Annotated in this window: 18 protein-coding genes and 1 pseudogene; 17 read left to right on the top strand and 2 right to left on the bottom strand. The window is 46.2% G+C overall.

Features of this window, described 5'->3' with window-relative positions:
- Positions 1 to 94: 94 nt before the first annotated feature.
- The 14 genes from rho to DW996_RS09930 all read left to right on the top strand — a co-directional run bounded on the left by rho (position 95) and on the right by DW996_RS09930 (position 15,918).
- Entirely contained in the window at positions 95 to 1,555 is a 1,461-nt protein-coding gene (gene rho, locus DW996_RS09995; RefSeq protein WP_118535603.1) for a transcription termination factor Rho, read from the top strand.
- A 153-nt stretch (positions 1,556 to 1,708) separates the two neighbouring features.
- The gene (gene rpmE / locus DW996_RS09990; RefSeq protein WP_118282061.1) at positions 1,709 to 1,912 is read left to right on the top strand and encodes a 50S ribosomal protein L31; all 204 of its coding nucleotides are present in this window, start codon (positions 1,709 to 1,711) and stop codon (positions 1,910 to 1,912) included.
- A 90-nt stretch (positions 1,913 to 2,002) separates the two neighbouring features.
- A complete protein-coding gene (locus tag DW996_RS09985) occupies positions 2,003 to 2,929 on the top strand; it encodes a DUF1385 domain-containing protein (protein ID WP_118535602.1) in 927 nt (308 codons plus the stop codon).
- Entirely contained in the window at positions 2,919 to 3,755 is an 837-nt protein-coding gene (prmC, locus tag DW996_RS09980; protein ID WP_118535601.1) for a peptide chain release factor N(5)-glutamine methyltransferase, read from the top strand. Before DW996_RS09985 ends, prmC begins: the two co-directional genes overlap by 11 nt.
- Before the next feature lie 59 nt (positions 3,756 to 3,814).
- Positions 3,815 to 4,891 (top strand): peptide chain release factor 1, encoded by a 1,077-nt coding sequence (gene prfA / locus DW996_RS09975; RefSeq protein WP_118282055.1) that lies wholly within the window; start codon positions 3,815 to 3,817, stop codon positions 4,889 to 4,891.
- Positions 4,892 to 5,093: 202 nt separating this feature from the next.
- Positions 5,094 to 5,354, top strand: coding sequence for a type II toxin-antitoxin system Phd/YefM family antitoxin (locus DW996_RS09970; protein WP_118282054.1), 261 nt, complete (start codon positions 5,094 to 5,096; stop codon positions 5,352 to 5,354).
- 93 nt (positions 5,355 to 5,447) lie between these two features.
- Positions 5,448 to 5,654: a hypothetical protein gene (locus tag DW996_RS09965; protein WP_243098745.1), complete on the top strand. Its 207-nt coding sequence runs from the start codon at positions 5,448 to 5,450 to the stop codon at positions 5,652 to 5,654.
- A gap of 15 nt (positions 5,655 to 5,669) precedes the next feature.
- Entirely contained in the window at positions 5,670 to 5,936 is a 267-nt protein-coding gene (locus DW996_RS15050; RefSeq protein ID WP_243069571.1) for a restriction endonuclease, read from the top strand.
- A 54-nt stretch (positions 5,937 to 5,990) separates the two neighbouring features.
- Positions 5,991 to 6,794 carry a DUF975 family protein gene (locus DW996_RS09955; RefSeq protein WP_118535600.1) on the top strand — a complete coding sequence of 268 codons (804 nt, stop codon included), beginning with the start codon at positions 5,991 to 5,993 and terminating at the stop codon, positions 6,792 to 6,794.
- Positions 6,795 to 6,811: 17 nt separating this feature from the next.
- Positions 6,812 to 10,318: a PD-(D/E)XK nuclease family protein gene (locus DW996_RS09950; RefSeq protein WP_118535599.1), complete on the top strand. Its 3,507-nt coding sequence runs from the start codon at positions 6,812 to 6,814 to the stop codon at positions 10,316 to 10,318.
- 1 nt (position 10,319) lies between these two features.
- A complete protein-coding gene (gene addA / locus DW996_RS09945) occupies positions 10,320 to 13,952 on the top strand; it encodes a helicase-exonuclease AddAB subunit AddA (protein WP_158575312.1) in 3,633 nt (1,210 codons plus the stop codon).
- Positions 13,953 to 14,057: 105 nt separating this feature from the next.
- Positions 14,058 to 14,324, top strand: coding sequence for a glyoxalase (locus DW996_RS09940; protein WP_118282050.1), 267 nt, complete (start codon positions 14,058 to 14,060; stop codon positions 14,322 to 14,324).
- A gap of 4 nt (positions 14,325 to 14,328) precedes the next feature.
- Complete coding sequence (locus tag DW996_RS09935; protein WP_118535597.1) at positions 14,329 to 15,327, top strand: peptidylprolyl isomerase; 999 nt, start codon at positions 14,329 to 14,331, stop codon at positions 15,325 to 15,327.
- Positions 15,328 to 15,405: 78 nt separating this feature from the next.
- On the top strand, positions 15,406 to 15,918 hold the full coding sequence (locus DW996_RS09930; RefSeq protein ID WP_118282048.1) for a DUF6465 family protein: 513 nt from the start codon (positions 15,406 to 15,408) through the stop codon (positions 15,916 to 15,918).
- Between the two features lie 84 nt (positions 15,919 to 16,002).
- On the opposite strand, the gene DW996_RS09925 is transcribed toward DW996_RS09930, so the two are convergent.
- Complete coding sequence (locus tag DW996_RS09925; RefSeq protein ID WP_158575310.1) at positions 16,003 to 16,530, bottom strand: TetR/AcrR family transcriptional regulator; 528 nt, start codon at positions 16,528 to 16,530, stop codon at positions 16,003 to 16,005.
- Between the two features lie 202 nt (positions 16,531 to 16,732).
- Here DW996_RS09925 and DW996_RS09920 point away from each other — a divergent pair, with 202 nt between their 5' ends.
- From DW996_RS09920 to DW996_RS09910, 3 genes and pseudogenes are all read left to right on the top strand, one after another.
- Positions 16,733 to 18,022, top strand: coding sequence for an MATE family efflux transporter (locus DW996_RS09920; protein WP_118535595.1), 1,290 nt, complete (start codon positions 16,733 to 16,735; stop codon positions 18,020 to 18,022).
- Positions 18,023 to 18,200: 178 nt separating this feature from the next.
- Positions 18,201 to 20,287: pseudogene (gene htpG / locus DW996_RS09915) on the top strand (molecular chaperone HtpG).
- Between the two features lie 139 nt (positions 20,288 to 20,426).
- On the top strand, positions 20,427 to 21,467 hold the full coding sequence (locus DW996_RS09910) for a DUF2804 domain-containing protein (RefSeq protein WP_118282044.1): 1,041 nt from the start codon (positions 20,427 to 20,429) through the stop codon (positions 21,465 to 21,467).
- A 46-nt stretch (positions 21,468 to 21,513) separates the two neighbouring features.
- On the opposite strand, the gene DW996_RS09905 is transcribed toward DW996_RS09910, so the two are convergent.
- Positions 21,514 to 25,773 (bottom strand): 2-hydroxyacyl-CoA dehydratase, encoded by a 4,260-nt coding sequence (locus tag DW996_RS09905; RefSeq protein WP_118282043.1) that lies wholly within the window; start codon positions 25,771 to 25,773, stop codon positions 21,514 to 21,516.
- Positions 25,774 to 25,897: the final 124 nt, after the last annotated feature.

Here is a 25,897-nt window from a genome sequence, read left to right as displayed (position 1 = left end):
CGTGATGATCTAGGTCATTTCAGACAGGTTACCCATTGGATTAGAGATAAAGACAAAGAGTTTATCATAAATGAAGTAGGACAAGGAGTAGGGCATGAGAGAAAAATACGAAAGTTTATCTGCCAGTGTATTGCGTGAACTTGCAAAGTCAAGAGGCATTAAGGGGACTTCGACCATGAAGAAGGCACAACTTGTAGAAGCCATGCTTGCACTCGATGAGAGCGAGGCAGAAAGCAAGAAAGCGGAAGAAGCCGCAAAGCCAAAGACCGCTGCTAAGGCAGAGTCAGAAAAAACAGAGAAAACAGAGCGTACGACCAGCGTGCATCATAGCCGTGGCAGTGCAGAGGGCAGAAGAGAGCATAGAAGCGAGCATCATGAAAATGTGCGCGCAGAACATGGTGAGGAAAACGCAGAAGCACCTGTACTGGAAGAACCGAGAGACTGCGCCGGTATCTTAGAGATCATGCAGGACGGCTTTGGATTTATCCGCAGTGACAATTACCTGCCGGGTGATAACGATGTTTATGTGGCACCATTGCAGATTCGCAAACTCAACTTAAAGACGGGCGACATTCTGGTAGGCAAGACTAGACGTAACAATCCGACAGACAAGTTTGGAGCACTGGTACATTTGGAGACCATCAATGGATTTGCACCGGAAGAAGCTGCAAAGCGTAAGAATTTTGAAGATCTGACACCGATCTTCCCGAACGAGCGTATCCGTCTGGAACAGCCGGGATCTTCCGTTGCTATGCGTATCGTAGACCTGGTTTCTCCGATCGGTAAAGGACAGCGTGGTATGATCGTTTCCCAGCCAAAAGCCGGAAAGACAACCCTTTTAAAGGAGATCGCAAAGTCTGTCACAACTTCTTACCCGGATATGCATCTGATCATCTTACTGATCGATGAACGCCCGGAGGAAGTAACGGATATCCGGGAAGCCATTCAGGGCAAAAATGTAGAAGTAATCTATTCTACCTTTGATGAATTGCCGGAACACCACAAGCGTGTGTCTGAGATGGTCATGGAAAGAGCCAAGAGACTGGTTGAGCACAAACAGGATGTCATGATCCTGATGGATAGCATCACACGTCTGGCACGTGCCTACAACCTGACGGTTCCACCAAGTGGACGTACTTTATCCGGTGGTCTGGATCCGGCTGCTTTGCATATGCCAAAGAAGTTCTTTGGTGCAGCCAGAAATATGCGTGAGGGCGGAAGCCTTACCATTCTTGCAACGGCACTGGTAGATACAGGAAGCAAGATGGATGATGTTGTATTCGAGGAATTCAAGGGAACCGGTAACATGGAAGTGATCCTGGATCGTAAACTTTCTGAGAAGCGCGTATTCCCTGCTATTGATATTGCAAAATCCGGTACACGCCGTGACGATTTGCTTCTGGATAAGGAAGAGCAGAATGCAATGGAGATCATGCGCCGGGGCTTAAACGGCATGCGCAAGGATGAAGCAGTGGAGAGCATCTTAAATATGTTTGCCCACACCAGAAACAATAAAGAATATATCGCCAAGGTACTCCGCAGCCGTATGTTCTAAAATTTCTAATAAAAAATGCGCATACATCTTGCAATCTGACAGACCCTATGCTACAATAATGGAGCTGTTTATCGGGATGTAAATAGTATCGTGTATGTCTTCGGACATAAAACATGCAATACAATAGATTATGTTTTTAGAGAGGTGTAAGTAATGAGACAAGGTATTCATCCAGATTATTATCAGGCTACTGTAACATGTAACTGTGGTAACACATTTGTAACAGGATCTACAAAGGAAGATATCCACGTAGAAATCTGTTCTAAGTGTCATCCTTTCTACACAGGACAGCAGAAGGCTACAAAGGCTCGTGGACGTATTGACAAGTTCAACAAGAAGTACGGTATTGAGCAGTAGGACACAGTCGCTTACAGGGGTCAGATCTTTCGGGTCTGACCCTATTCTTTTATGTCATGAGAAATGGCAAATAATATAGGGGATTTGCACATGAAATTTTCCGGTATTGGCGGTCAGGCGGTCATGGAAGGTGTGATGATGCGCAATGGCAATGATTATGCGATTGCGGTCCGCTTAAGTGACGGCTCGATCCATGTAGATAAGAAAAAGACAAAAGGGCAGGAGGGCATCTGGTATAAGATCCCGATCATCCGGGGCATTTGCAGTTTCGTTTCCTCCCTTGTGATCGGTATGTCAACACTGATGGATTCGGCATCCTATTTTGAGGAGGAAGAACCAAAGGTCTTGACGGAGGAAGAAAAGAAAAAGAAAGAAAAACAGGACAAGGCAGAAATGACAGGAACACTTTTGTTTTCCATTGTTCTGGCGCTGGTCATTTTCCTTTTGATCCCATATTATTTTTCCCGTTTTGTGGGAAGATTTGTAGATTCGACAACGCTGATGGCTTTGATCGAGGGCATATTCCGCATACTGATCTTTGTGGTCTATGTGAAGGCGATCTCCTGCATGGAAGACATCAAGCGGGTCTTTATGTATCATGGGGCGGAACACAAGTGCATCAACTGTATTGAGCATGGTCTGCCACTGACGGTGGAAAATGTGCGTAAGAGTTCGCGCCAGCACAAACGCTGCGGAACCAGTTTCTTACTCTTTGTGCTCATCATCAGTGTGGTCGTATTTATGTTTATCCGCTTTGACTCACCGGTCTTGCAACTGGTATGCCGTCTGCTCTTGATTCCTTTGATCGCCGGCGTTTCTTATGAGTTTATCCGTCTGGCGGGACGCAGTGAAAATCCTCTGGTGCAGATTCTCAGTAAGCCGGGCTTGTGGCTGCAAAATCTGACGACCAGTGAGCCGGACGATGCCATGATCGAAGTAGGGATGGCATCGGTAGAAGCGGTCTTTGACTGGAAAAAGTTCCAAGAAGAAAATAAGGAGTGCTTCGATGAAGTATAGAGAACTCTTAAAAGAGGGCATGGAAGAACTGAAAAAAGCAGGGATCACAGATGCACAGATCGATGCAGAGTACCTCTTGGAATATGTTTCCGGAATGAACCGGGCGTCTTATCTTATGTGTATGATGGAGCAGGCGCCGGAAGATGTGATAGAGCGCTATCGCGAGTTTATAAAAATGCGTGCGGCGCATGAACCTTTGCAGTATATCACCGGGGAACAGGAATTTATGGGACTGTCCTTTGCAGTTTCGCCGGAGGTTTTGATTCCAAGACAAGACACTGAGTCCTTGGTGGAAGAGACACTGTCTGTCCTTAAAGACGGCGATCTTATTCTTGATATGTGCACCGGAAGCGGCTGTATTTTGATCAGTCTTTTACATGAAAAAAAGACTTGTCAGGGTATAGGCGTTGATGTGGCAGCGACTTCTATTGCACTCGCCAGGGAAAATGCCGTGCACAATCAGGTGGAGGCAGAGTGGCTGGTCAGTGATCTTTTTACAGAAGTGAAGGGCGAGTTTGATGTCATTGTTTCCAATCCGCCTTATATTGCGACGCGTGATCTGGAAGAACTCATGCCGGAGGTTATCTGCCATGAGCCAAAGCGGGCATTGGACGGTCACGAGGATGGCTTGTATTTTTATCGCAAGATCATTGAACAGGCACCGCTTTATCTCAAACCGGGCGGCCGGCTTTTGTTCGAGATCGGCTACGATCAGGGCGAGAGCGTCCCGGATCTGCTGGCGCAGGCAGGCTTTTGTGACATCGCCGTCATAAAAGATTATGCCGGTAATGACCGCGTTGTCCGCGCCCGCCTGCACGACTTGTAGCGGATACTGATATGAAGTTGAACATCTGCCTAGAAAGATTATATAAGGAGTGAACCAATATGTTTGATAAATTAGACGACCTGATTCTTCGCTACGAAGAAGTCATGAACCTATTAAGCGAACCGGATGTTGCCAATGACACCAACCGTTTCCGCAATCTGATGAAGGAACAGGCAAATCTGGCACCGATCGTAGATGCCTATAAAGAATACAAGGCATGCAAAGAGACGGTTGACGATTCTCTTGCCATGCTGGAAGAAGAATCCGATGAAGAAATGCGTGATATGTTAAAAGAGGAACTTTCCACAGCAAGAAAGCGCATTGAGGAATTAGAGACACAGTTAAAAATCCTGCTTTTGCCAAAGGATCCGAATGATGATAAGAACGTTATCGTAGAAATCCGTGCAGGCGCAGGTGGAGAGGAAGCAGCCCTTTTTGCGGCAGAGATGTATCGTCTTTATGTACATTATGTGGAAAGCCGTGGCTGGAAAGTGGAACTTCTGGAAGCAGACGAGACAGGCATCGGTGGTATGAAGTCAGTCAACTTTATGGTAAAGGGCGAGGGCGCTTATTCCGTGCTCAAGTATGAATCCGGGGTACATCGTGTACAGCGTGTACCGGAGACTGAGTCCCAGGGACGTATCCAGACTTCGACCTGTTCCGTGGCTGTTATGCCGGAGGCAGAGGAAGTAGACGTACAGATCGATGAAAAGGATATCCGTATTGATGTTATGAGAGCGTCCGGAAACGGTGGACAGTGTGTCAACACGACGGACTCTGCGGTGCGTTTGACTCATTATCCGACCGGTATTGTCATTTATTCCCAGACAGAGAAATCCCAGCTGCAGAATAAGGCAAAGGCATTTGCCCTCTTACGTGCCAAGTTATACGATCTGGAAATGCAGAAAAAGCAGGATGCAGAAGCGGAGGAAAGACGTAGCCAGATCGGTACGGGAGATCGTTCTGAGAAGATCCGTACCTATAACTTCCCACAGGGACGTGTGACCGACCATAGAATTAATCTGACATTGTACAAGCTGGATAAGATTATGAATGGTGATATTCAGGAAATCATTGATGCCTGTATCGCAGCCGACCAGGCAAAGAAATTAGCAAAAATGAACGAGGAAGCGTAAAACATTGATTTTGCTGGATTTTCTGAATAATATCGGTTCTTTTAAACTAAATAAAATCGTAAGAAAAACGGTCTTTGACACAGTCAAAAGACCGTTTTTCTTATATAGGCTAAGTTTTTTTACATGTTTTACTATATAAAAGAAATTGAAAAAGGATATAATTATGGTATAATTATACCATATAGATGAGGAGGTGTTTATTATGCCACAAATAATCCCAATTAAAGATTTGAAAAATACGTCAGAGATTTCTGATATGTGCCACAAGACAGAAGAGCCGATTTATGTAACAAAAAATGGTTATGGCGATATGGTTATCATGAGCATGGAGATTTATGAGTCAACGATGAAACAAATCACTATGTATAGAGATATTGAGATATCTGAAAAGCAGATAGAGGCAGGTCAGGTAAAAGATGCCAGAACAGCACTGAAAGAAACGAGGGCAAAGTATGGCTTATAAATTGAACGTTACTGAGCATGCCGATGAACTGCTTGATAATCTTGTATATCATCTGGTAAATGTTTAAAGAATAAACAGGCAGCAAGACATCTGTTGGATAGCATAGATATTGTATATGACAGGTTGGAAATTGATCCATATCAGTATCCGGAGTGTAGGGACACATATCTTGCCAAGAAAGGATATCGTGAGGCAGTAGTGCCACAGATGAATTATATTGTCATATTTGATGTGAGAGTGGATGTTGTGAATGTAGTTGGTATATTCCACCAGTTAGAGAATTATCAGAGCAAATTATAATATGTTTTGGGGTAGATCAGAGTCGGTCGAAAGGCTGGCTCTAATTTTTGCACTTTTTCATTTTATAAGAAACCATATGGAAATTATAGTCCTGACTGGGCGGTAGTTTGTCGCAAGGAGGCACTTGCAAATGTTGATGTTGGCATCTATTTTATAGTGGAGACAAAAACTGGTAAGACAGAGGCAACCCAGACAAATGTAATAAAAAGCGGTCTTTGCCATGCAGGCAGGACCGCTTTCTTAAACTTCCTTAATTTGCAGGATATACTACCACGCAAATGAAAAATTGTGTATAATGAATATAACTTATTTTTTACACAGGAAAGGAGCAGGCTTATGTGGGATAACAAAGTCTTGAAACAAAAAGCAAAGGAGCGTATGAAGGTCAACTACTGGAAGATGCTCTTGGTTGGACTTATCATTGCCTTGGTATCAGGAGGCACAGGAGCATCCTCCAGTGCCAGAAATTATGTCACAGGGGATAAAGAGACGACACAGTATGATGATTACGATGAGGATGCATTCTTTTCCGGAGGAGATATTGATCCGGACATGATGGTGGATTCACTTGGCTTCTGGGGTCTTTTTGGCGGAATGATGCTTGGGGTGGTTGTAGTTGCCGTTGTCATTGGCATCTGCCTTGTTATTTTTGTGTTTAATCCACTGGAAATCGGAGCCCGTCGCTTCTTCTATCGTAATATAAATGAGAAGGCTGAATTAAAAGAAGTGGGATTTGGTTTTGACCGTAATTATATGGGAAGTGTGAAAACCATGTTCCTGCGCGATTTATATACGGGTTTATGGACACTGTTATTTATCATTCCGGGAATTGTAAAAAGCTATGAATATCGTATGATACCATATCTTTTGGCAGAAAATCCGGAAATGAGTACAGATGAGGCCTTTGCCATTAGTAAGCGTATGATGTATGGGAATAAAGCAGCTGCATTCTGGTTTGACCTTACCTTTATCGGATGGAATATCTTAGGTGCTATCACCTTTGGTATTGTTGATGTATTCTGGGTCAATGGTTACTACAACCAGTCAGCCGCTATGCTTTATGATGCGATCAAGATCGGTGATCAGAACCGCAGAATGCAGCAGGAGACGACAGCAGATCAGGAATTTGACCAGTACTAAAAAGGCGGGAATACAAGATGTCACTACAGTTTGTGATAGGAAATGCGGGAAGCGGTAAGTCTACCTATCTTTACCGGCATGTGATCGCGGAAGCGATCAAACATCCGCAAAAAAATTATCTGGTTATCGTGCCGGAACAGTTTACCATGCATACCCAGGAAGAACTTGTGGCTATGCATCCAAAGCATGCGATCATGAACATTGACGTTCTGAGTTTTGATCGTGTGGCATATCGTATTTTTGATGAACTGGGGACGGATACCTTAGAGGTCTTAGAGGAGACCGGCAAGAATCTGCTCTTGCGCAAAGTGGCACAGGAGCAGGAAACAGAATTACATGCACTTGGAAAGAATATGAAACGGCCTGGGTATATTGCCCAGGTCAAGTCTTTAATATCGGAATTTTCCCAGTACAATATCACACCGGACGCTCTGGATGAGATCATGCAGCGACCGGAACTCAGCCAGAGTTTCCGATACAAGGGAGCAGATCTGGTCACCATGTACCGGGCATTTGAGGAAAAGATTGCAGGCTCCTACATCACGACGGAACAGATCCTGCAAAAATTTTTGGATGTGGCGAAAGACTCTAAGATCCTGCGTGGATCGACCATCGTTTTTGATGGCTTTACAGGCTTTACACCCATCCAAAATCAGGTGTTGGAAATGCTTCTGCGCATTGCGGACAAGATCATGGTAACGATCACCTGTGATACAAAAGAAGAATTCTTTGGCAGGATTCATGATGAGGAACTTTTTGCCATGAGTAAAAAGACCATGGCAAAACTTGTAGATCTTTGCAGGCAGACAGGCTGTCTCTTGGAGAATCCGGTCTTACTTGACAATGCGCAGGAAAGACGTTTTGTGGCAGGAGGAAGACTGGCGCATCTTGAGGCCAATCTTTTCCGCCCGTCGGCGCAGGCTTGGAAACAGAAAGAAGCATCGGAAGATGCCATCCGCATCGTCAGTCTGAAAAATCCAAGGCAGGAACTGGCATATGCTGCCGGTGAGATCACGCGCGCCGTGCGGCAAGAGGGGCGCAGATATCGCGATTTTGCCATCGTGTGTGCAGATCTGGATACCTATCGTTACAGTGCTCCGGCAGTCATGGAAGACTACCATTTACCGTATTTTTTGGATGTCAAGGCGGAGATCGTCTTTCATCCTATGATCGAGTTTATCTATGGGCTTCTTATGGTGCTGGAAGAAAATTTTTCCTATGAAAGCATCATGCGCCTGCTCCGTACCGGACTGAGCGATCTGAGCGTGGATGAGATCGACCGACTGGAAAATTATCTGCTGGCATCCGGTATACGGGGGCGAAAGAAGTACAGTGAACCTTTTACGATCGCGCCAAGAGGCTATAGCCCGGAAGACATGGTTGCCTTAAATGAGATTCGTTTGCGCCTGTTTGCCCCGATCGAGCACTTTGTGCAGACGGTCTTTGCACAGGATGAAAGGACCCAGGAAAAAAAGGCTGGGGCATGGCTGACACCGGCAAAAAGCCTATCGGTACGAGCCCTTTCCTATGGGCTTTATGAGTATCTGGTTTTTTATCATGTGCAGGAAAAACTGGAAAATAAGGCAGAGGACTATGAAGCCGCAGGGCATGTGGTAAAGAGTCAAGAATATCGACAGATCTATGGCGAGTGCATGGATCTTTTAGATAAACTGGTCGCCATTTTAGGACAGGAAGCGATGACGGTAAGCGAGTATCGGGAGATCCTGTCTTCCGGTTTTGAGTCGATCGCCGTGGGCATGATCCCGCCGGATCAGGATTGTGTCGTTATTGGGGATATGGAGCGTACCCGTCTTTCGGATATCCATACCATGTATCTGATCGGGGCAAATGATGGTGCCATTCCAAAAGCACTTGGCAATGGCGGTATTTTGTCCCAACTGGATCGGGAACAACTGATGGCACTGGATGTAGAGGTGGCACCGTCAGACCGGCAAAAAGCCTTTATGCAGCGCTTTTATCTGTATTTTGTCATGACAAAGCCGTCAAGAGAACTGGTCGTGACCTATACGCGTGTGGATGGCGACAGTAAGGCGGTGCGCAGGTCTTATCTGATCCAGACCCTTTTACAACTTTTCCCGGATATCCGGGTGGAAGAATTAGAAGAACTTCCGGCAAGAAACCGCATCCTGACTGCGGAGACCGCCCGGGACTATTATGTAGATCTCTTGCGTCAGTATGTGGAGGAGGGCAGGACAGAGGATGCCTTTCTGGCATGCCTTGCATGGGAAGAAGCAAAGGACCAAGTGACTTTCCGCCGTCTGCGGGATGCAGCCTTTTATGAGCACAAGGAAGAAAGACTGTCAAAAGCCGCGCTGGATGCTTTGTATAGCACATCCATCACAGAGAGCGTCAGCCGGTTGGAACAGTATGCCAGATGCGCTTATGCGTATTTTCTGCGTTATGGTCTGGGGCTGCTTCCACGTCCGGAACATGCCTTTGAAGTGGCAGACATGGGAAATCTCTACCATGAAGCCTTGGAGGAGTATTCCAAGCGGCTTTTAAAAAGAGAGGATGTCAACTGGTACACGATCAGCAGGGAGCAAAGTGATGCTCTTTTGGCAGAAGCCATTGCCTACACCTATCAGACCATGGCAAAGACAGAGGTTTTGGAAGAAGGACGGGATCGTTATATCCTACGGCGTATGGAAAAGACCCTGCAACAGACCGTGCATGCCCTGACCGAACAGGTGCGAAAGGGTTCTTTTGTGCCGAGTGCTTTTGAGGTGGATTTCCGTCAGGTTTCCGATCTGGATGCTTTGCGTTTTCAACTGGATGAGATGCACACCATGCGCCTGCGGGGAAAAGTGGACCGTGTGGATCTATATCAGGACGGACCTTCTGTTTATGTCAAGATCGTAGACTACAAATCCGGTGCCAAAGATATAGACTTTGCACAATTATACCAGGGACTACAAGTGCAGTTGGTCCTTTATATGGATGCGACGGCGGAGGGATTAAAAGAACGCTATCCGCAAAAGAAGATCAGCCCCGGCGCCATGTTTTACTACCATATCGACCGTCCGTTGCTACTGGCAGGAGATCGTACAGAGCAGGAAAAAGAGCAGGCGCTTTTAAAAGAATTGCAGATGAAAGGTGTCGTCAATGCAGATCTGCATGTGATCGAGGCATTGCATCACGGACTGGAAGGGCGGTCGGATGTCATTCCGGCGGGGATCAATAAGGATGGATCTTTATCTAAGACCTCAAGTGCGCTTTCCGAAGATGAATTTGCCCTGGTGTCATCCTATGTCCGTATGCTGATACAAAAGACCGGCAAACAGATCGTGGACGGCAGGATCGATTGTGTGCCTTACCACATGGGACAGGAAAACGGATGTACCTATTGCGAATACCATGGCATTTGTGGTTTTGATGCCCGAATGGATGGTTTTGCCTATCGCAGGCTTTCCGACAAAGCAGATCGGGAGGAGATTTTGGCGCGCATGGAGGAGGATCTGCAAAAGGATCGTTACAGAGAAGAAAGAAAAGAAGGAGAGAAGTAAGGTGCCACAGTGGACAGACGACCAGCAGCAGGTCATTGATAGCAGAGAAAAGAATATGTTGGTTTCTGCGGCAGCAGGCTCCGGTAAGACGGCAGTTTTGGTGGAGCGTATCATCCAGCGTATCCTGGATGAAGAAAAACCGATCGACGTAGACCGTATTGTAGTCGTGACCTTTACCAAGGCGGCGGCAGCGGAGATGCGTGAGAGGATCCTCTTGGCAATCAACGGCAAATTGGAAGAAGATCCCGGAAATGTGCATCTGATGCGGCAGGCGACTTTGGTCCATAATGCCCAGATTACCACGATCGACAGTTTTTGTAATTATATCGTGCGCAATCATTTCCATGAGATCGATCTGGAGCCGGACTATCGTATCGGGGATGAGGGAGAAATGCTGCTCATGCGAAGAAGCGTTATGGATGCCATGATGCAAAAAGAGTATGAGGCGGCAGAAGAAGCAGGACAGGATACCTTTTTCTATTCTTTTATGAATGCCTATGTCCGGGGCAATTCGGATCAGGCGGTAACAGATATGATCCTGCGCCTCTTTGATAAGGCACAGTCCTATCCGTGGCCGAAGGAATGGCTGCAATCCCTGGTGGATGCCTATGAGGTCACTTCGACACAGGATTTGCAGGAAAGTGCATGGTTTGCCTTTTTACTGGACAGACTACGCATACAGGTGGAGGAGGCAAAGGCTAAGACCGAGCGTCTGATCGATCTGTGCAGGCAACCGGAGGGACCTATTTTTTACGAAAAGGGCTTGCAGCAGGATCTCTTATTATATGAGGACATCCTGGCATTTGACGAAAAGATGCGTTTTTACGATGCCTTCCGGGATTTAAAATATGGTGCGATCGGGCGCAAGCCGCGCGGCTATGACGGCGATGAAGTCCTCCTCAATCGAGTAAAGGATGGACGGGATGCCATCAAAAAAAGCATGGAAAAAGCAAAGAGTGATTATGGCGCATTCTCTTTGGAAGAGATCGTCCGACAGATGCAGCAGATACAGCCCTTTGTTCGGGAATTGGTGCGTCTGACCATACATTTCATGGATGATTTTGCCGCCTACAAGCGGAACAAAAATGTCATGGATTTTAATGACATAGAACACTTTGCCCTGCAGATCTTAAAAGATCAAAGGACCAAGCAGACCACGCCGACTGCCAGAGAATTTCAGGCATACTATCAGGAGATCATGATCGACGAATATCAGGACAGCAACTATATTCAGGAAGAGATCCTAAGCAGTGTATCAAAGGAAGAGATCGGCGGGCATAATATGTTTATGGTGGGGGATGTTAAGCAGAGCATCTATAGTTTCCGTCAGGCATGCCCGGAGATCTTTATGGATAAATACGAGAGGTTCCACGGCAGGGAAGAAGGCAGTATTGCCATTGATCTGCACCAGAATTTCCGCAGCAGAAATGAAGTGCTGACCCTGACCAATGATGTCTTTTACCAACTCATGCATGCGGATATCGGCAATGTGGAATATGACGATCTGGCGGCACTTTATCCCGGTGCGATCTATCCCGGAATTTTAAAATCGGAGGATTTCTTTGCGTCGGAAGATTATGATACTGACTTTCAGGGGGAGATCCTGATCGCAGACCAGGACAGTGACCTTATGGAGGATGCGGGGATCGAAGACCGCATCGCCTTTGAGGCAAAGATCATTGCAGACAAGATCCGGGCAATGAAAAAGACGCAGTTTGTCACGGATAAAGCGTCGGGGAAACTCCGTCCTATGCGCTACCGCGATGTCGTTATCTTGTTGCGCAGTCCCGGAAGCATGGCAGAGAGCATGATCGCTGTTTTGGAAGAAAACGGCATACCGGCTTTTGCGGAAAATAAGACCGGTTATTTTGATACCATGGAAGTACAGACTGTCCTAAATCTGCTCCGCATCATTGACAATCCAAGGCAGGATATCCCTTTTGCGGCAGTCCTACATTCCGCCATGTTTGCTTTTTCCAGTGACCAGATCGCTCTGATCCGTATGACAGAGCCCAAACTGACCCTTTATGAAGCCATGCAGGCTTATGAAAAAGAGCACCCACAGGAGAAAAAGGTGGGAGATTTTCTGAGTTTTTTGGAGGATATGCGCTCTAAAGTGGCAGATACGCCTATTCATTCTTTTATCGAGATGCTTTTGCAAAAGACAGGCTATCTGACCTATGTAAGTGCTATGCCGCGTGGCGAGAGCCGGCGAGCCAACCTGGAAAAACTCATGGCACAGGCAGTGGTTTATGAGAAGACCAGTTATAAAGGTCTCTTTCATTTCATAAACTATATCGGGCAGTTACAAAAGTATCAGGTGGATATGGGCGAGGCGGAACTCATAAACGACAATGATGATGCCGTGGCGATCCTGAGTATCCATAAAAGTAAGGGATTGGAATTTCCGGTCGTTTTTGTATCCGGTATGGGCAAGCAGTTCAATGAAACGGACCAAAAGGGTTCTATGATCCTGCACGGTGATCTGGGCGTGGGACTGGATCTGGTCAATTATGAAGAACAGACCAAGATGACACCGCTTTACAAACAGGTGGTTGCACGCAGGCTGCATGAAGATGCCTGTGGCGAGGAAATGCGTATCCTTTATGTCGCACTCACCAGAGCCAAAGAGAAACTTATCTTGACGGGCACACTCAAAAAAGCAGAGGAGACCCTGGAAAAATGGCAGGAAAACCGCGGAAAATTGACCTTTTTTGAAAGGGAGGGAGCCAGGTCTTATCTAGAGTGGATCGTGCGTGCGACAGCATCCGTGCGGGAAAAATATCCGATACAGGTCATTTCGCCGGAAGAAGTCGTTGTGGCAGAAGTTGCCGGACAGATGGATAAAGCGGCAAAAAAAGAGGCTCTGGAGGCTTTGAGCGGACAGGCTAAACCGTCCTGGGTAAAGGCGTTAGAAGACGAGATGGCTTATGTTTATCCCTATGCATCCGTCGGAAAGTACAAAAATAAATATTCCGTATCGGAGATCAAGCATGACCGGATGGAAAAGGCATTTGCAGACGACCAGAGTGTGCGTCCGGACTTTTTGAAGGAGGAGACAAAAGAGATCGTTCCAGCATTTATCGCAGAGAAAAAGACCCAGGAGGTCTCACGCGGAGCCCTGCGGGGAACTGCCATGCACAGGTTTATGGAGTGCTTTGATTTTTGCAATTATACAGGCAGAGCCAGTCTGGAGGAGCAGGCAGAGCGGATGCTTCATGAGGGACGCATGGACCCGGAGCAAAAGGAACTTTTGCAGATGGACCGCCTTTATACCTTTATGGAGACCGGGGTGGCAAAGCGCATGATGCAGGCGGCTGGTAGGCATGAACTATACGTGGAAAAGCCTTTTGTCATGAGCGTTTTTCCGCAGGAACTCTTTGACGAAGAGGAATCCGACAGCCGGAGTGATACGGTCTTGGTGCAGGGGATCATTGACGTATTTTTTGTGGAAGAGGACGGCATTGTACTGTTGGATTACAAGACAGACCGTGTGCAGCAGGCAGAGGAACTCGTCAAGCGTTATCAGGCACAGTTGCAGCTTTATGCACTGGCATTGGGGCGTACCATGGATCTGCCGGTCAAAGAAATTTTGATCTATTCCTTTTATCTGGAAAAAATGATTGCATTGTGAGGAGCAAGTATTTATACTATACATTGTTTCGTAGGAAATGAGATCGTGACACAGACCCCCAGATCTGTGACATAGGAAGAAATAATAAGTAGGAGGACTTTTGAAATGAGCAGTTACGAATACGATGAGGCATGTATTCAGGCATTTCTTGAGCAGCAGTTGAAATTATTCCCGGAGGAGGTAGCCGAGACACCGGAGGAGGCAGAAGCCTTCTTAGAAGATTGTATGGCTATGGTCTGTGACAACAAGGACGAGGTCATCGAATACTTGGAAGATGAGATGGATATCGTAGGCATGGAAGAAGAGGAGATCTTGGAGGCGGAGGAAGTCTTTGCCATCGGAGACGGACGATATCTGGTAGTAGAAGGATAGTTGTATGAGACAGTATAAGAAGAGAATACCGGCACTTTTGCTGGTCCTGATCTTAGGGATTGGTCTGCTTTTTACAGGCTGTTCCATCGGAGACCGACAGGTGTATTTTGCCTCCAAGAGCGGGGGACACACGGTATTTAAGATTGGTCGGATGGCGTGTTCGCGTGAAGAGGCAAAGGTCTATCTGGCAAATTATAAAAATCTGTATGGAAAGATCTATGACACAGATCTGTGGTCGGAGGATTATGATACCAAGACCATGGAGGAAAGCATCAAGGATGCGGTCATCAGTCATCTGACCAAGGTCTATTCGCTGGATATGTATGCCCAGACTAAAGAGATCGAACTTTCCGAGGAGGAAAAGGACAAGGTGACGCAGGCGGCGGAGACCTATTACAAGTCTTTGAATCGGACAGAGCGCAAATACACCGGGGCGTCCAAAAAGGACATTACAAAGATGTATGAGCATTATGCGCTGGCGGAAAAGGTCTACAAGCAGTTGATGAGTGGTGTCGATGAGAATGTCAGCGAGGATGAGGCGCGTATCATGGAGGCAAATGTTATCTATGTGACGGATGAGACTCTGGCAAAGGATATTGCGACCCAGTTAAAGAACGGGGCTTCTTTTGACCGGCTGGCAAGTTCTTACAGTCAGGCAGACAGCATCCATGTGACTTTTGGCAGAAATACTTATGAGACTGCCGTAGAGGATGTGGTCTTCCAGTTGGATGATGGTGATATTTCCGATATGATCCAGGGGAAGGATGGCTACTACTTTTTTGAATGTGTCAGCAAATATAACGAAGAACTCTCAGAACAGAACAAGGTTGCCATTGTCAGCCAGCGACAGGAACAGGCGATGGAAGATGTGATCTCTGCGATCGAGACGGATTATTATTCGGATTTTAACCAGAAACTGTGGGATAAGATCACAATCGACAAGAACGACAAGATCACGACCGATTCTTTTTTTACTACTTTAGATGATAAAATAACCTTTTAAATTGGATATTATGGAAAGAATGTGTATAATAAAAGTTAGTAACAGATAAAAGTTATCAGAGGAAAAGGAGTGTTTGTTATGGCAGATACAAAAAAAGTTGATATGAAGAAAATGGCTGAGGAAGCAAAGAAAGCCACAGAGAGCGTAAAAGTTGCAGCAACAAAGGCAGCATCTTCTGTAAAGGCTGGTGCTGAGAAAGCAAAGAAGGCGACAGAGGCAGCCGCAACCGAGACCAAGAAGCAGGCAGAAAACGTGGCTACTGAAGTCAAGAAAGAGGCAGAAAAGCAGGCTGAGGCTGTGGTTACCGAGACCAAGAAAGCAAGCGAGACTGTAAAGAAGACAGCCAAAAAGGCTACGACCAGAAAGACTAGCAAGAAAAAGCCGGAAATGACCAAGTCAGCAGTATTACAGTTTGGCGGAGAAGATTTTAAGGTAGATGAGATCATCGCCAATGCACAGGCTGCATTCAAGGCAGAGAACAAGAGAAAGGCTATCTCTGATATCAAGGTATATATCAAGCCGGAAGAAAGAGCGGCTTATTATGTAGTGACTTCAGGAGAAAGCGAATACGCAGGCAGAATCGACTTATAATTTTATCATACATACGGACATCTTATAGTGATATAGAAGAACCTATAGACAGGTGTAAACTTGTCTATAGGTTCTTTTTTGATCTTATAAAGACCGCACGCCGTTTTCAAAAAAGTTGGCAAGTTTTTCTAAGTCTTCATCATTGATGGCGGGCTCTTTGACCTTGTGCAGGGCAATGATGCCGTTGATGGTAAAGGTGAGCAGGGCACCGACATAGTGGTAGTTGTCCGGCTGTAATCCCTGTTCGATGGCTTTTTCATTTAGGGCGGCGGACAGTTGCTGGCTGAACTTCATATTGCCACTGCTAAAGGGCTGGATGTTATCATTTTTACAAATGGAAAGTGCATCGTACATGTCTAAGAAAAAGGCATGGGGATCCTCAAACATATTGGCAAGATAGTGCATGGCGGATACCACACTGGATATGGCATCGTTGGAAAGGGCATCCATGAGATCATAGATGTCGCGATAATGGGCGTAAAAGGTAGATTTGTTGATCTGTGCCTCTGTTACGATATCAGTTACCGTGATCTTTTCGATCGGCTTTTTGCCAGTCATGCGAAGAAAGGCGTCGGCGATGGCTTTTTTTGTTTTTTGTACGCGGATATCCATAGAAATCCTCCTTTGCATTGCAGAAAAACAACGGATCGGACAGAAAGCGTTGCTTAACCAACGATATGGTGTCTATCTGCTGATTGTTTTACCCTTGTTTTGTCCTTATAATAACAACTGTAAGTTGGAAATGCAACTATGAGTTGGAAAAACAACCTATAGTTGAAAATATTTTATCAGGATAGAAAAGGAGTGGATCAAGATGAAGAATGAAGAAATGATGAAAAGCGGGTCTGTCTGGAAAGCCATTGCGTCTATGGCAATCCCGTCCGCGGTGATCATGATACTCATGATCTTTTACAATATCGCAGATATGTTTTTTATCGCAAGATTGGGGGACAACGCACAGGTGGCGGCAGTTTCTGTGGTATCTCCGGTATTTTCCATTATGTCAGCCATTGCCATGATGCTTGGAAACGGAGGCTGTACCATGATTGCCAAAGCCTTTGGGGCGGGAGAAAAGGATAAGGCCAAGACGTATTCCAGCCTTTGTATGTGGACCGCCATTGTGCTTGCTGTCGTATTTATCGTATTGGCACTGACCTTCGTCGATCCCCTGCTTGCCTTTTTGGGGGCGAAAGGTGACGTTGCCCTTTATGCCAAAAAGTATATGATCCCGATCGTCTTAGGATCCCCCTTTATGATGATCTCTACATCTGTTGCGCTTTTGCTTCGTGCGGAAGGTGCTGTCATGGAAGGTTTTTGCGGAAACCTCATTGGTACAGTGGTAAATCTGATTCTAGATCCCATTTTTATTCTTGTATTTCACTGGGGTGTTGCAGGAGCAGCGCTGGCGTCTGTAGCAGGAAATGCTTTGGCAACTTTTTACTATAGTTATGTCATTAGCAAAAAATCGCAGGCAATGTCATTTTCCTTAAAATATGCCAGAAAGGACGTAGGTGCGATCGGCCATATCCTGATCCTGGGACTTCCAAATGCCATTGCCAGTATCTTATCCGGTTTTGCATCCACCTTTAGCAACCAGATCTTGAGCGGTTACGGCACGGATGCCCTTGCCGCCATGGCTGCGGCTGGCAAATGTACCATGATCGCTACTACCCTTGTCATGGCAGTAGGAATGGGCTGTCAGGCACTGATCTCCTATAATTATGGGGCACAGAATATTCCGCGTCTCAAGGAAGTGGTGCGCAAATTATCTATTCTGGTCTTTGCTATCAGTATTGTGGCAGGTGCCTTTTGCTTTCTCTTCCGAAAAGTCATTATGGCACAGTTCTTAACGACGGATGTCTTAGACCTAGGCGTTCATATGGTGACCATCCTGCTTTTGACCAGTCCTATCATAGGCGTAGTCTATCTGGTGTCAGGCTATTTTCAGGCAATCGACCGGCCTATGGAATCTCTGGTCGTATCCATCCTTCGTCAGGGGCTCCTCCTGATCCCGGCACTCTATATCTGCAACCGTCTGTCGGGTCTGGATGGCGTTGTCTGGGCATATGTGGTCGCAGATGTCATCAGTACGATCGTTGCCTGATCGTTTATCTAATGCGAAAAAACCTTTGTATTATAAGGTCAAAATAGAATTATTAGCACTCATTTTAAATGAGTGCTAATTTTTTGTTGACTTTTGCATTTGGCTGTCTTATTATATTTTCTAGAACGTGAGAGATGGCGACATCCGTTCTATTTTATAGAAAGAAGGAATGATAGAAATGGAAAACAAACGTGGAAGTTTATCAATTACAAGCGAAAACATTTTTCCGGTAATCAAGAAATGGTTATATTCAGATCATGATATTTTTTATAGAGAATTGATCTCCAATGGCTGTGATGCCATTACTAAGTTAAAGAAACTGGATATGATGGGAGAATACGAGCTCCCGGAAGACTATAAGGCAAAGATCCAGGTTATCGTCAGCCCGGAGGACAAGACCCTTACCTTTATCGATAACGGTCTTGGTATGACGGCAGAAGAAGTAGAGGAATACATCAATCAGATCGCTTTTTCCGGTGCTACCGACTTCTTGGAGAAGTACAAGGACAAGGCAAGTGAGGAGCAGATCATCGGTCATTTCGGATTGGGATTTTATTCTGCCTTCATGGTTGCGGATGAGGTACATATCGATACCTTATCTTATAAGGAAGGTGCCAAGGCTGTACATTGGGAATGTGACGGCGGTACTGAGTTCGAGATGGGTGACGGAGACAAGACAGAAGTCGGAACCAAGATCACTTTGTTCTTAAATGAGGACTGCCTGGAATTTGCCAATGAATACCGTGCAAGAGAAGTCATTGAAAAGTATTGCTCATTCATGCCGACGGAGATCTATCTTTCAAAGAAAGATGCACCGGAAGAATATGAGACCATCGATGTAGCAGACAAGCGCGACACCGATACCGTGATCGAGGAAATCCATACCGATGCCAAGATGGAAGAAAAGGAAAAAGAGGATGGCAGCAAGGAGATGGTCGAGGTAGAGCCTGCCAAAGACCAACTCAAGATCGTAAAGCGTCCGGTTCCTTTGAACGATACCAACCCACTTTGGACAAAGAACCCGAGCGAATGTACAGATGAAGATTATATCGCCTTTTACCGGAAGGTATTTATGGATTACAAGGAGCCGCTTTTCTGGATCCATCTGAATATGGATTATCCATTCAACCTGAAAGGTATCTTGTACTTCCCGAAGATCAACACCGAGTACGATTCGATCGAGGGTACGATCAAGTTATACAACAATCAGGTATTTATCGCGGACAACATCAAGGAAGTTATTCCGGAATTTCTGATGCTCTTAAAGGGTGTCATCGACTGCCCGGACCTGCCGCTGAACGTATCCCGTTCCGCTTTGCAGAATGATGGATTTGTTACCAAGATTTCTGAGTACATTACCAAGAAGGTGGCTGACAAACTCATTGGTATGTGCAAGACCGACAAGGAAAATTATGAGAAATATTGGGATGACATCAGCCCATTTATCAAGTTTGGCTGCTTAAAGGACAATAAGTTCTGTGACAAGATGAATGACTATATCCTCTTTAAGGATATTGACGGCAAGTACACGACCTTACCGGAACTCCTTGTTGCAGAAGAAAAGACCGAGGAAAAGGCAACGGATGAAAACGGCGAGACCGTGGATGTCGAGGAAGTAAAGGAAGATGCCGGTGCGGCTGAAGGTGAGCCGGAAGATAAGAGAAAGACCATCTTCTATGTGACTGATATGCAGCAGCAGAGCCAGTATATCAACCTGTTCCGTGAGCAGGGCATGAATGCGGTTGTTCTGGACCACACGATCGACAATTCCTTTATCACACAGTTAGAGCAGCGCAATCAAGACTACAAGTCTTGCGAATCGATGCAGATCTGACAGAAAACTTGGTTGAGGAGGCTTCTGAGGAAGACTTGAAGGCTGCACAGGATGCCCTTTCTGCACTCTTTAAGAAGGCATGCGGCAAGGACAATCTGACCGTAAAGGTAGAGAAGTTCAAGAACAAGGACATTTCTTCTATGCTGACAGTTTCTGAGGAAAGCAGACGTATGCAGGAAATGATGAAGATGTACAATATGTACGGCATGGATCCGTCTATGTTTGGCGGAGACGAGACGCTGGTACTCAATGTGGACAACGACCTTGTCAAATACATGTTTGAGCATGCAGATGGCGAGAATGTAGAGATGTTCGCACAGCAGTTGTACGATCTGGCATGTCTGGCAAATAAGCCACTTGCACCGGAAGCCATGACAGCATTTGTTGCCCGTAGCAACAAGATCATGATGCTTTTGGCACAGGATAAGTAAGATATAAAATAAAAATGTACCGGATACAGAGAAAGGTCTGTATCCGGTCTTTTTTTATATTGACAGAAAAGAAATGCGTATTATGATGAAAGTAAGAGAAGTTTTTCATGGATGTGCATAAAAACAGGGGGATCAGATTATGGCAGAAAGAAATCATGAAGTGACAAAAAGACAGCCGCTCTTAGATGCCAGGGGAAACATCGCAGAGCCGGGCTGGTCGAGAAGACAGTTGCAGGTCTATGACCGGACAAAGATCAAGGCAGCCAGGTTCCGTATCAAGGAATGGGACTATTATCTGGTGGTAGGGGATGCATGTGCCGTGGCATTTACCCTATCGGATGATGGCTATGTGGGCTTACAGTCGGTATCTTTGCTGGAATTGGGAGAGCATCCTTGGGAGCACACAGAGACCATTTTGGATGCTTTTCCTATGGGAAAGTTTCACTTGCCGGGCAATTCTTCCGCCGGAGATATTGTCTATGATAAGGGCAGGCTGCAATTATCTTATTGTCTGGAAGAAATAGAGGGCAAGCGGGTGCGGCATATCCGGGGCAATTTTGCAGACTTTTATCAGAAGAAGCCTTTTTCCTGTGATATTGTCTTGGAAGAACCGGACATGGATACCATGGTCATTGCGACCCCTTGGGATAAGGACGGACATTTTTACTACAATCAAAAGATCAACTGTATGCGGGCGAGCGGCTGGGCAGACTATGACGGCAAACGCTATGTCTTTGATCCGGCAAGGCATTTTGGAACGCTGGATTGGGGCAGGGGAGTCTGGACTTATGACAATACCTGGTATTGGGGATCCGGCAACTGTGACTTAGATGGGCATGCCTTTGGCTTCAATATCGGCTACGGATTTGGCAATACCAAGGCGGCGACTGAAAATGTCATCTTTTATGATGGCGTGGCACACAAGATCGATGATGTGACCTTCCACATCCCACAGGACGATTATTGCAAGCCTTGGACTTTTTCTTCCAGCGATGGACGCTTTGAGATGGAGTTTATGCCAATTCTTGACCGCAGTGCCTGTATGGACTACAAGCTGATCGTCTCCGATCAGCACCAGGTCTTTGGCAAAATGAGCGGCGTGGCGGTCTTAGATGACGGCACGCATCTTCATATAAAAGATGTCTTATGTTTTGCGGAAAAAGTGCATAACCGCTATTAAAAAAACAGGTCAGTCTCTTGTGAGGCTGACCTGCTTTTATGTAAGTTTATTTGGAAGCAATTTCTTTTTTTAAGTTCTTGTGCGCCGTAGAAAGCATAAGTTTGATACGGTTGAGCTGGTTTACTTCCGATGCGCCCGGATCATAGTCAATGGCAACGATATTTGCCTTTGGATATTCGTGGCGCAATTCTTTGATAACACCCTTTCCGACAATGTGGTTTGGCAGACATGCAAACGGCTGGGCACAAATGATATTCGGCACGCCCTGATGCATGAGTTCTAACATTTCACCGGTTAAGAACCAGCCTTCACCGGTCTGGTTACCAATGGATACGATGGACTCAGCATTTTTGGCTGTGTCTTCGATATAGCAGGTCGGTTCAAAGTGCTTGCTCTTTGCCAGTTCGTCTCTGGCATCTTTTCGCATCCATTCAAAGAAACGGATGAGCATCTTATTGAGGCGGGCTGTCTTTTTGGACTCGCCCAGATTGTCTGCCTTGTAGATCTGGTTGTAGCAGCAGTAGAGCAGGAAGTCTGTCAGATCCGGTACAACGGCTTCTGCACCTTCAGATTCCAAAAGCGTTACTACGTCATTGTTGGCTGCCGGATGGTATTTTACCAGAATTTCGCCGACAACGCCGACACGCGGTTTCTTCTCATCTGTGATCGGCAGACAGTCGAAATCGCGGATGATCTGGCGGCACATCTGCTTGTACTTGCGATGGGAAAGGAAGCCGTCCTGGGTTACAAAGGCAATGACGCGCTCTTTCCATTTTTCATGCAGGGCATTGGCAGAACCCGGTGTCACTTCATATGGACGCATGCGGTATAAGCAGCGCAGGAAGATGTCGCCAAATTCCAAGGCGTATAGGCCATGCTGGATCAGAGCCGGTGTGATCTTAAATCCCGGATTCTTTTCCAATCCGACCATATTTAAGGATACGACCGGAACATCCGGGTAACCTGCCTTGGCAAGGGCACGACGGATAAAGGCGATATAGTTGGTCGCACGGCATCCGCCACCGGTCTGGGTGATGAGGATTGCTGTCTTGTTCATGTCGTAATTGCCGGAAGCAATGGCGGCCATGATCTGACCGACAACGATCAGAGACGGATAGCAGGCATCGTTATTTACATATTTCAGACCGACATCTACACATTCTCTGGCAGAGATCTGTGGGATGGATAAATGGTATCCTGCGGCAACAAATGCCGGTTCCAAAAGTTCAAAATGGATCGGCGACATCTGCGGACAGATGATGGTGTAATCCTTGCGCATTTCCTCGGTAAAGATGACACGCTCAAAGTTTGCCGGTTTAATCTCGCGCTTTTCTGCTTTCTTTTCTCTGACACGGATGGCAGAGAGGAGAGAGCGGATACGGATCCTTGCAGCACCCAAGTTATTTACTTCATCGATCTTTAAGCAGGTATAGATCTTGCCGGAGCCTGTCAAAATATCACTGACCATATCGGTTGTTACGGCATCGACACCGCAGCCGAAAGAGTTGAGCTGGATCATATCCAGATCGTCTCTGGTCTTGACAAAGTTGGCGGCAGAGTAAAGTCTGGAATGATACATCCACTGATCCATAACCAGGATCGGACGCTCCAGATTACCCAGATGTGACACAGAATCCTCGGTCAAAACACAGATGCCGTAAGAGTTGATCAGTTCCGGGATACCATGGTTGATCTCAGGATCGACATGGTATGGACGACCTGCCAGAACGATACCGCGTCTACCGGTTTCCTTCATATATTTGAGGACTTCTTCACCCTTTTTCATCATTTCCAGACGGGTCACTTCCTGTTCTTTCCAGGCATCGGTGACAGCCTCGCGCACTTCGGATTCTGGTATGTCAAATTCTTCCTTGAAGCATTTGACTAGTGTCAGGCTTGCCTTCTCCTCGCTGCCAAAGGACATGAAAGGATTGATAAAACGCACCTTGCCGGAAGTGATCTCGTCCACATTATTCTTGATGTTTTCCGAATAAGAGGTAACGATCGGACAGTTGTAGTGGTTACCGGCATCCGGGAACTCGTTTCTTTCATAGAAGAGTGCCGGATAGAAGATAAAGTCTACATTGCCCTCATCAATGAGCCACTGGATATGTCCGTGTGCCAACTTGGCAGGATAACATTCGGATTCACTTGGAATGGATTCAATGCCCATCTCATAGATCTTTCTGGAAGAAGAAGGAGATAAGACAACGGAAAATCCGAGTTTTTTAAAGAAAGTTGCCCAGAATGGGTAGTTTTCGTACATATTCAAAACTCTCGGAAGTCCGACCGTGCCACGTTTTGCTTCTTCTCTTGGCAGTGGTTCGTAATCAAAGATACGCTTGTTCTTATATTCAAAAAGGTTTGGAATATTTTCTTTGTTCTTTTCCTTGCCCAGACCCTTTTCACAACGGTTACCGGTAATGTAACTGCGGTTGCCGGAGAAACGGTTGATGGTCAAAAGACAGTGGTTGGTGCATCCCTGACAACGGGCAAGTTTGGTCGTATAGGTCAGTTCATTGATCTGGTCAATGGTCAGCATAGTGGTCTGATAGTCTTCTTCGTGGCGTTCTCTGGCAATCAGGGCACAACCGAAAGCACCCATGATACCGGCGATGTCAGGTCTTACTGCCTGGCAGCCGGAAATGCGCTCGAAAGAACGAAGCACGGCGTCATTGTAAAAAGTACCGCCCTGTACGACAACGTGTTCTCCGAGTTCTTTCGGATCGGAGAGTTTGATAACCTTAAAGAGGGCATTTTTGATAACGGAATAAGCAAGACCGGCAGAAATATCAGCCACGGTCGCACCTTCCTTTTGCGCCTGCTTTACCTTGGAGTTCATAAATACCGTACATCTTGTACCAAGATCAATCGGATTCTTGGCAAACAAGGCTTCCTTAGCAAAATCCGCAACGGTAAAGTTCAAAGATTTTGCAAAAGTCTCGATAAAGGATCCGCAACCGGAAGAACATGCCTCATTCAACTGCACGCTGTCAACGGTCTGGTTCTTGATCTTGATGCATTTCATATCCTGTCCGCCGATGTCTAAGATACAATCGACCTCCGGGTTAAAGAAGGCAGCAGCATAGTAGTGTGCCACGGTCTCGACTTCGCCCTCGTCAAGCATGAGTGCGGACTTTAAGAGTGCCTCGCCGTATCCTGTGGAGCAGGAATGAACGATGTGGGCATCCTCCGGCAACTTGCTGTAGATGTCTTTGATGGCACCGATGGCGGTAGCAAGCGGGCTGCCGTTGTTGTTGCTGTAGAAAGAGTAGAGCAGTGAGCCGTCCTCATCTACCAGTGCAATCTTGGTCGTGGTCGAACCGGCATCGATACCCAGATAGCAGTTGCCGTGGTAAGAGGCAAGGTCAGCGGTACGGACATGGTTGTTGCCGTGGCGCTTGATAAAGGCATCGTATTCTTCTTCTGAGGCAAAGAGCGGCTCCATGCGGGCTACTTCAAATTCCATATGAATATTGGAAGACAATTTTGCCATAATATCGGTGATGGCAAACTGCTTTTCTTCCTTATAATTAAGGGCTGAACCGATCGCGGCGAACAGGTGTGAGTTCTCCGGTGTGATGGCATGCTCATCATCCAGATTTAAGGTACGGATGAAGGTCATTTTTAACTGATCCAGGAAATGCAAAGGACCTCCTAAAAAGGCAACATGACCGCGGATCGGCTTACCGCAGGCAAGACCGGAAATGGTCTGGTTGACAACCGCCTGGAAAATGGAGGCAGACAGGTCTTCCTTGGTGGCTCCTTCGTTGATGAGGGGCTGGATATCTGTCTTGGCAAATACACCACATCTGGCTGCGATCGGGTAGATCGCCTTGTAATTCTTGGCATATTCGTTCAGACCGGAGGCATCTGTCTGGATCAGAGAAGCCATTTGGTCGATAAAGGAACCGGTACCACCGGCACAGATACCGTTCATACGCTGTTCTACGTTACCGTTTTCAAAGTAGATGATCTTGGCATCCTCACCACCGAGTTCAATGGCAACGTCTGTCTGTGGTGCATAGTGGGTCAGGGCAGTAGAGACTGCGATAACCTCCTGGACAAAATCAATGCCCAGATGCTTGGCAAGTGTCAGACCGCCGGAACCGGTGATCATCGGAGATACCATGATCTCGCCGGTGCTGTCAAATGCTTTATGTAACAGGTTACTTAAGGTTTCCTGAATGTTGGCAAAATGGCGTTCGTAATCAGAAAAGATAAGATTGTCCTGCTCATCAAGGATTGCAATTTTGACGGTTGTAGAACCGATGTCGATTCCTAACTTGTACAATTTTTCATTCATAATGATGTAAACCCTTTCTAAAAACTTATATGATAACTGTTTACTCCCGTTAATCCCATAGATTGAAGTCTGTCTTTTCCTATTTATTATATAGAAAACAAACAGAGTTATTATACGACACAAA

This window comes from Roseburia sp. AM51-8 (assembly GCF_003478275.1).
GTDB classification, from domain to species: Bacteria; Bacillota; Clostridia; order Lachnospirales; family Lachnospiraceae; genus Pararoseburia; species Pararoseburia lenta.
The sequence above is the reverse complement of the archived record's forward strand: the minus strand, read 5'-3'. Positions and strand labels throughout refer to the sequence as shown.

Bases quoted from the DNA above. Each gene is read 5' to 3' on its own strand.
- rho (WP_118535603.1), top strand. From the start codon at position 95: ATGAGAGAAAAATACGAAAGTTTATCTGCCAGTGTATTGCGTGAACTT.
- rpmE (WP_118282061.1), top strand. From the start codon at position 1,709: ATGAGACAAGGTATTCATCCAGATTATTATCAGGCTACTGTAACATGT.
- DW996_RS09985 (WP_118535602.1), top strand. From the start codon at position 2,003: ATGAAATTTTCCGGTATTGGCGGTCAGGCGGTCATGGAAGGTGTGATG.
- prmC (WP_118535601.1), top strand. From the start codon at position 2,919: ATGAAGTATAGAGAACTCTTAAAAGAGGGCATGGAAGAACTGAAAAAA.
- prfA (WP_118282055.1), top strand. From the start codon at position 3,815: ATGTTTGATAAATTAGACGACCTGATTCTTCGCTACGAAGAAGTCATG.
- DW996_RS09970 (WP_118282054.1), top strand. From the start codon at position 5,094: ATGCCACAAATAATCCCAATTAAAGATTTGAAAAATACGTCAGAGATT.
- DW996_RS09955 (WP_118535600.1), top strand. From the start codon at position 5,991: ATGTGGGATAACAAAGTCTTGAAACAAAAAGCAAAGGAGCGTATGAAG.
- DW996_RS09950 (WP_118535599.1), top strand. From the start codon at position 6,812: ATGTCACTACAGTTTGTGATAGGAAATGCGGGAAGCGGTAAGTCTACC.
- DW996_RS09940 (WP_118282050.1), top strand. From the start codon at position 14,058: ATGAGCAGTTACGAATACGATGAGGCATGTATTCAGGCATTTCTTGAG.
- DW996_RS09935 (WP_118535597.1), top strand. From the start codon at position 14,329: ATGAGACAGTATAAGAAGAGAATACCGGCACTTTTGCTGGTCCTGATC.
- DW996_RS09930 (WP_118282048.1), top strand. From the start codon at position 15,406: ATGGCAGATACAAAAAAAGTTGATATGAAGAAAATGGCTGAGGAAGCA.
- DW996_RS09925 (WP_158575310.1), bottom strand. From the start codon at position 16,530: ATGGATATCCGCGTACAAAAAACAAAAAAAGCCATCGCCGACGCCTTT.
- DW996_RS09920 (WP_118535595.1), top strand. From the start codon at position 16,733: ATGAAGAATGAAGAAATGATGAAAAGCGGGTCTGTCTGGAAAGCCATT.
- DW996_RS09910 (WP_118282044.1), top strand. From the start codon at position 20,427: ATGGCAGAAAGAAATCATGAAGTGACAAAAAGACAGCCGCTCTTAGAT.
- DW996_RS09905 (WP_118282043.1), bottom strand. From the start codon at position 25,773: ATGAATGAAAAATTGTACAAGTTAGGAATCGACATCGGTTCTACAACC.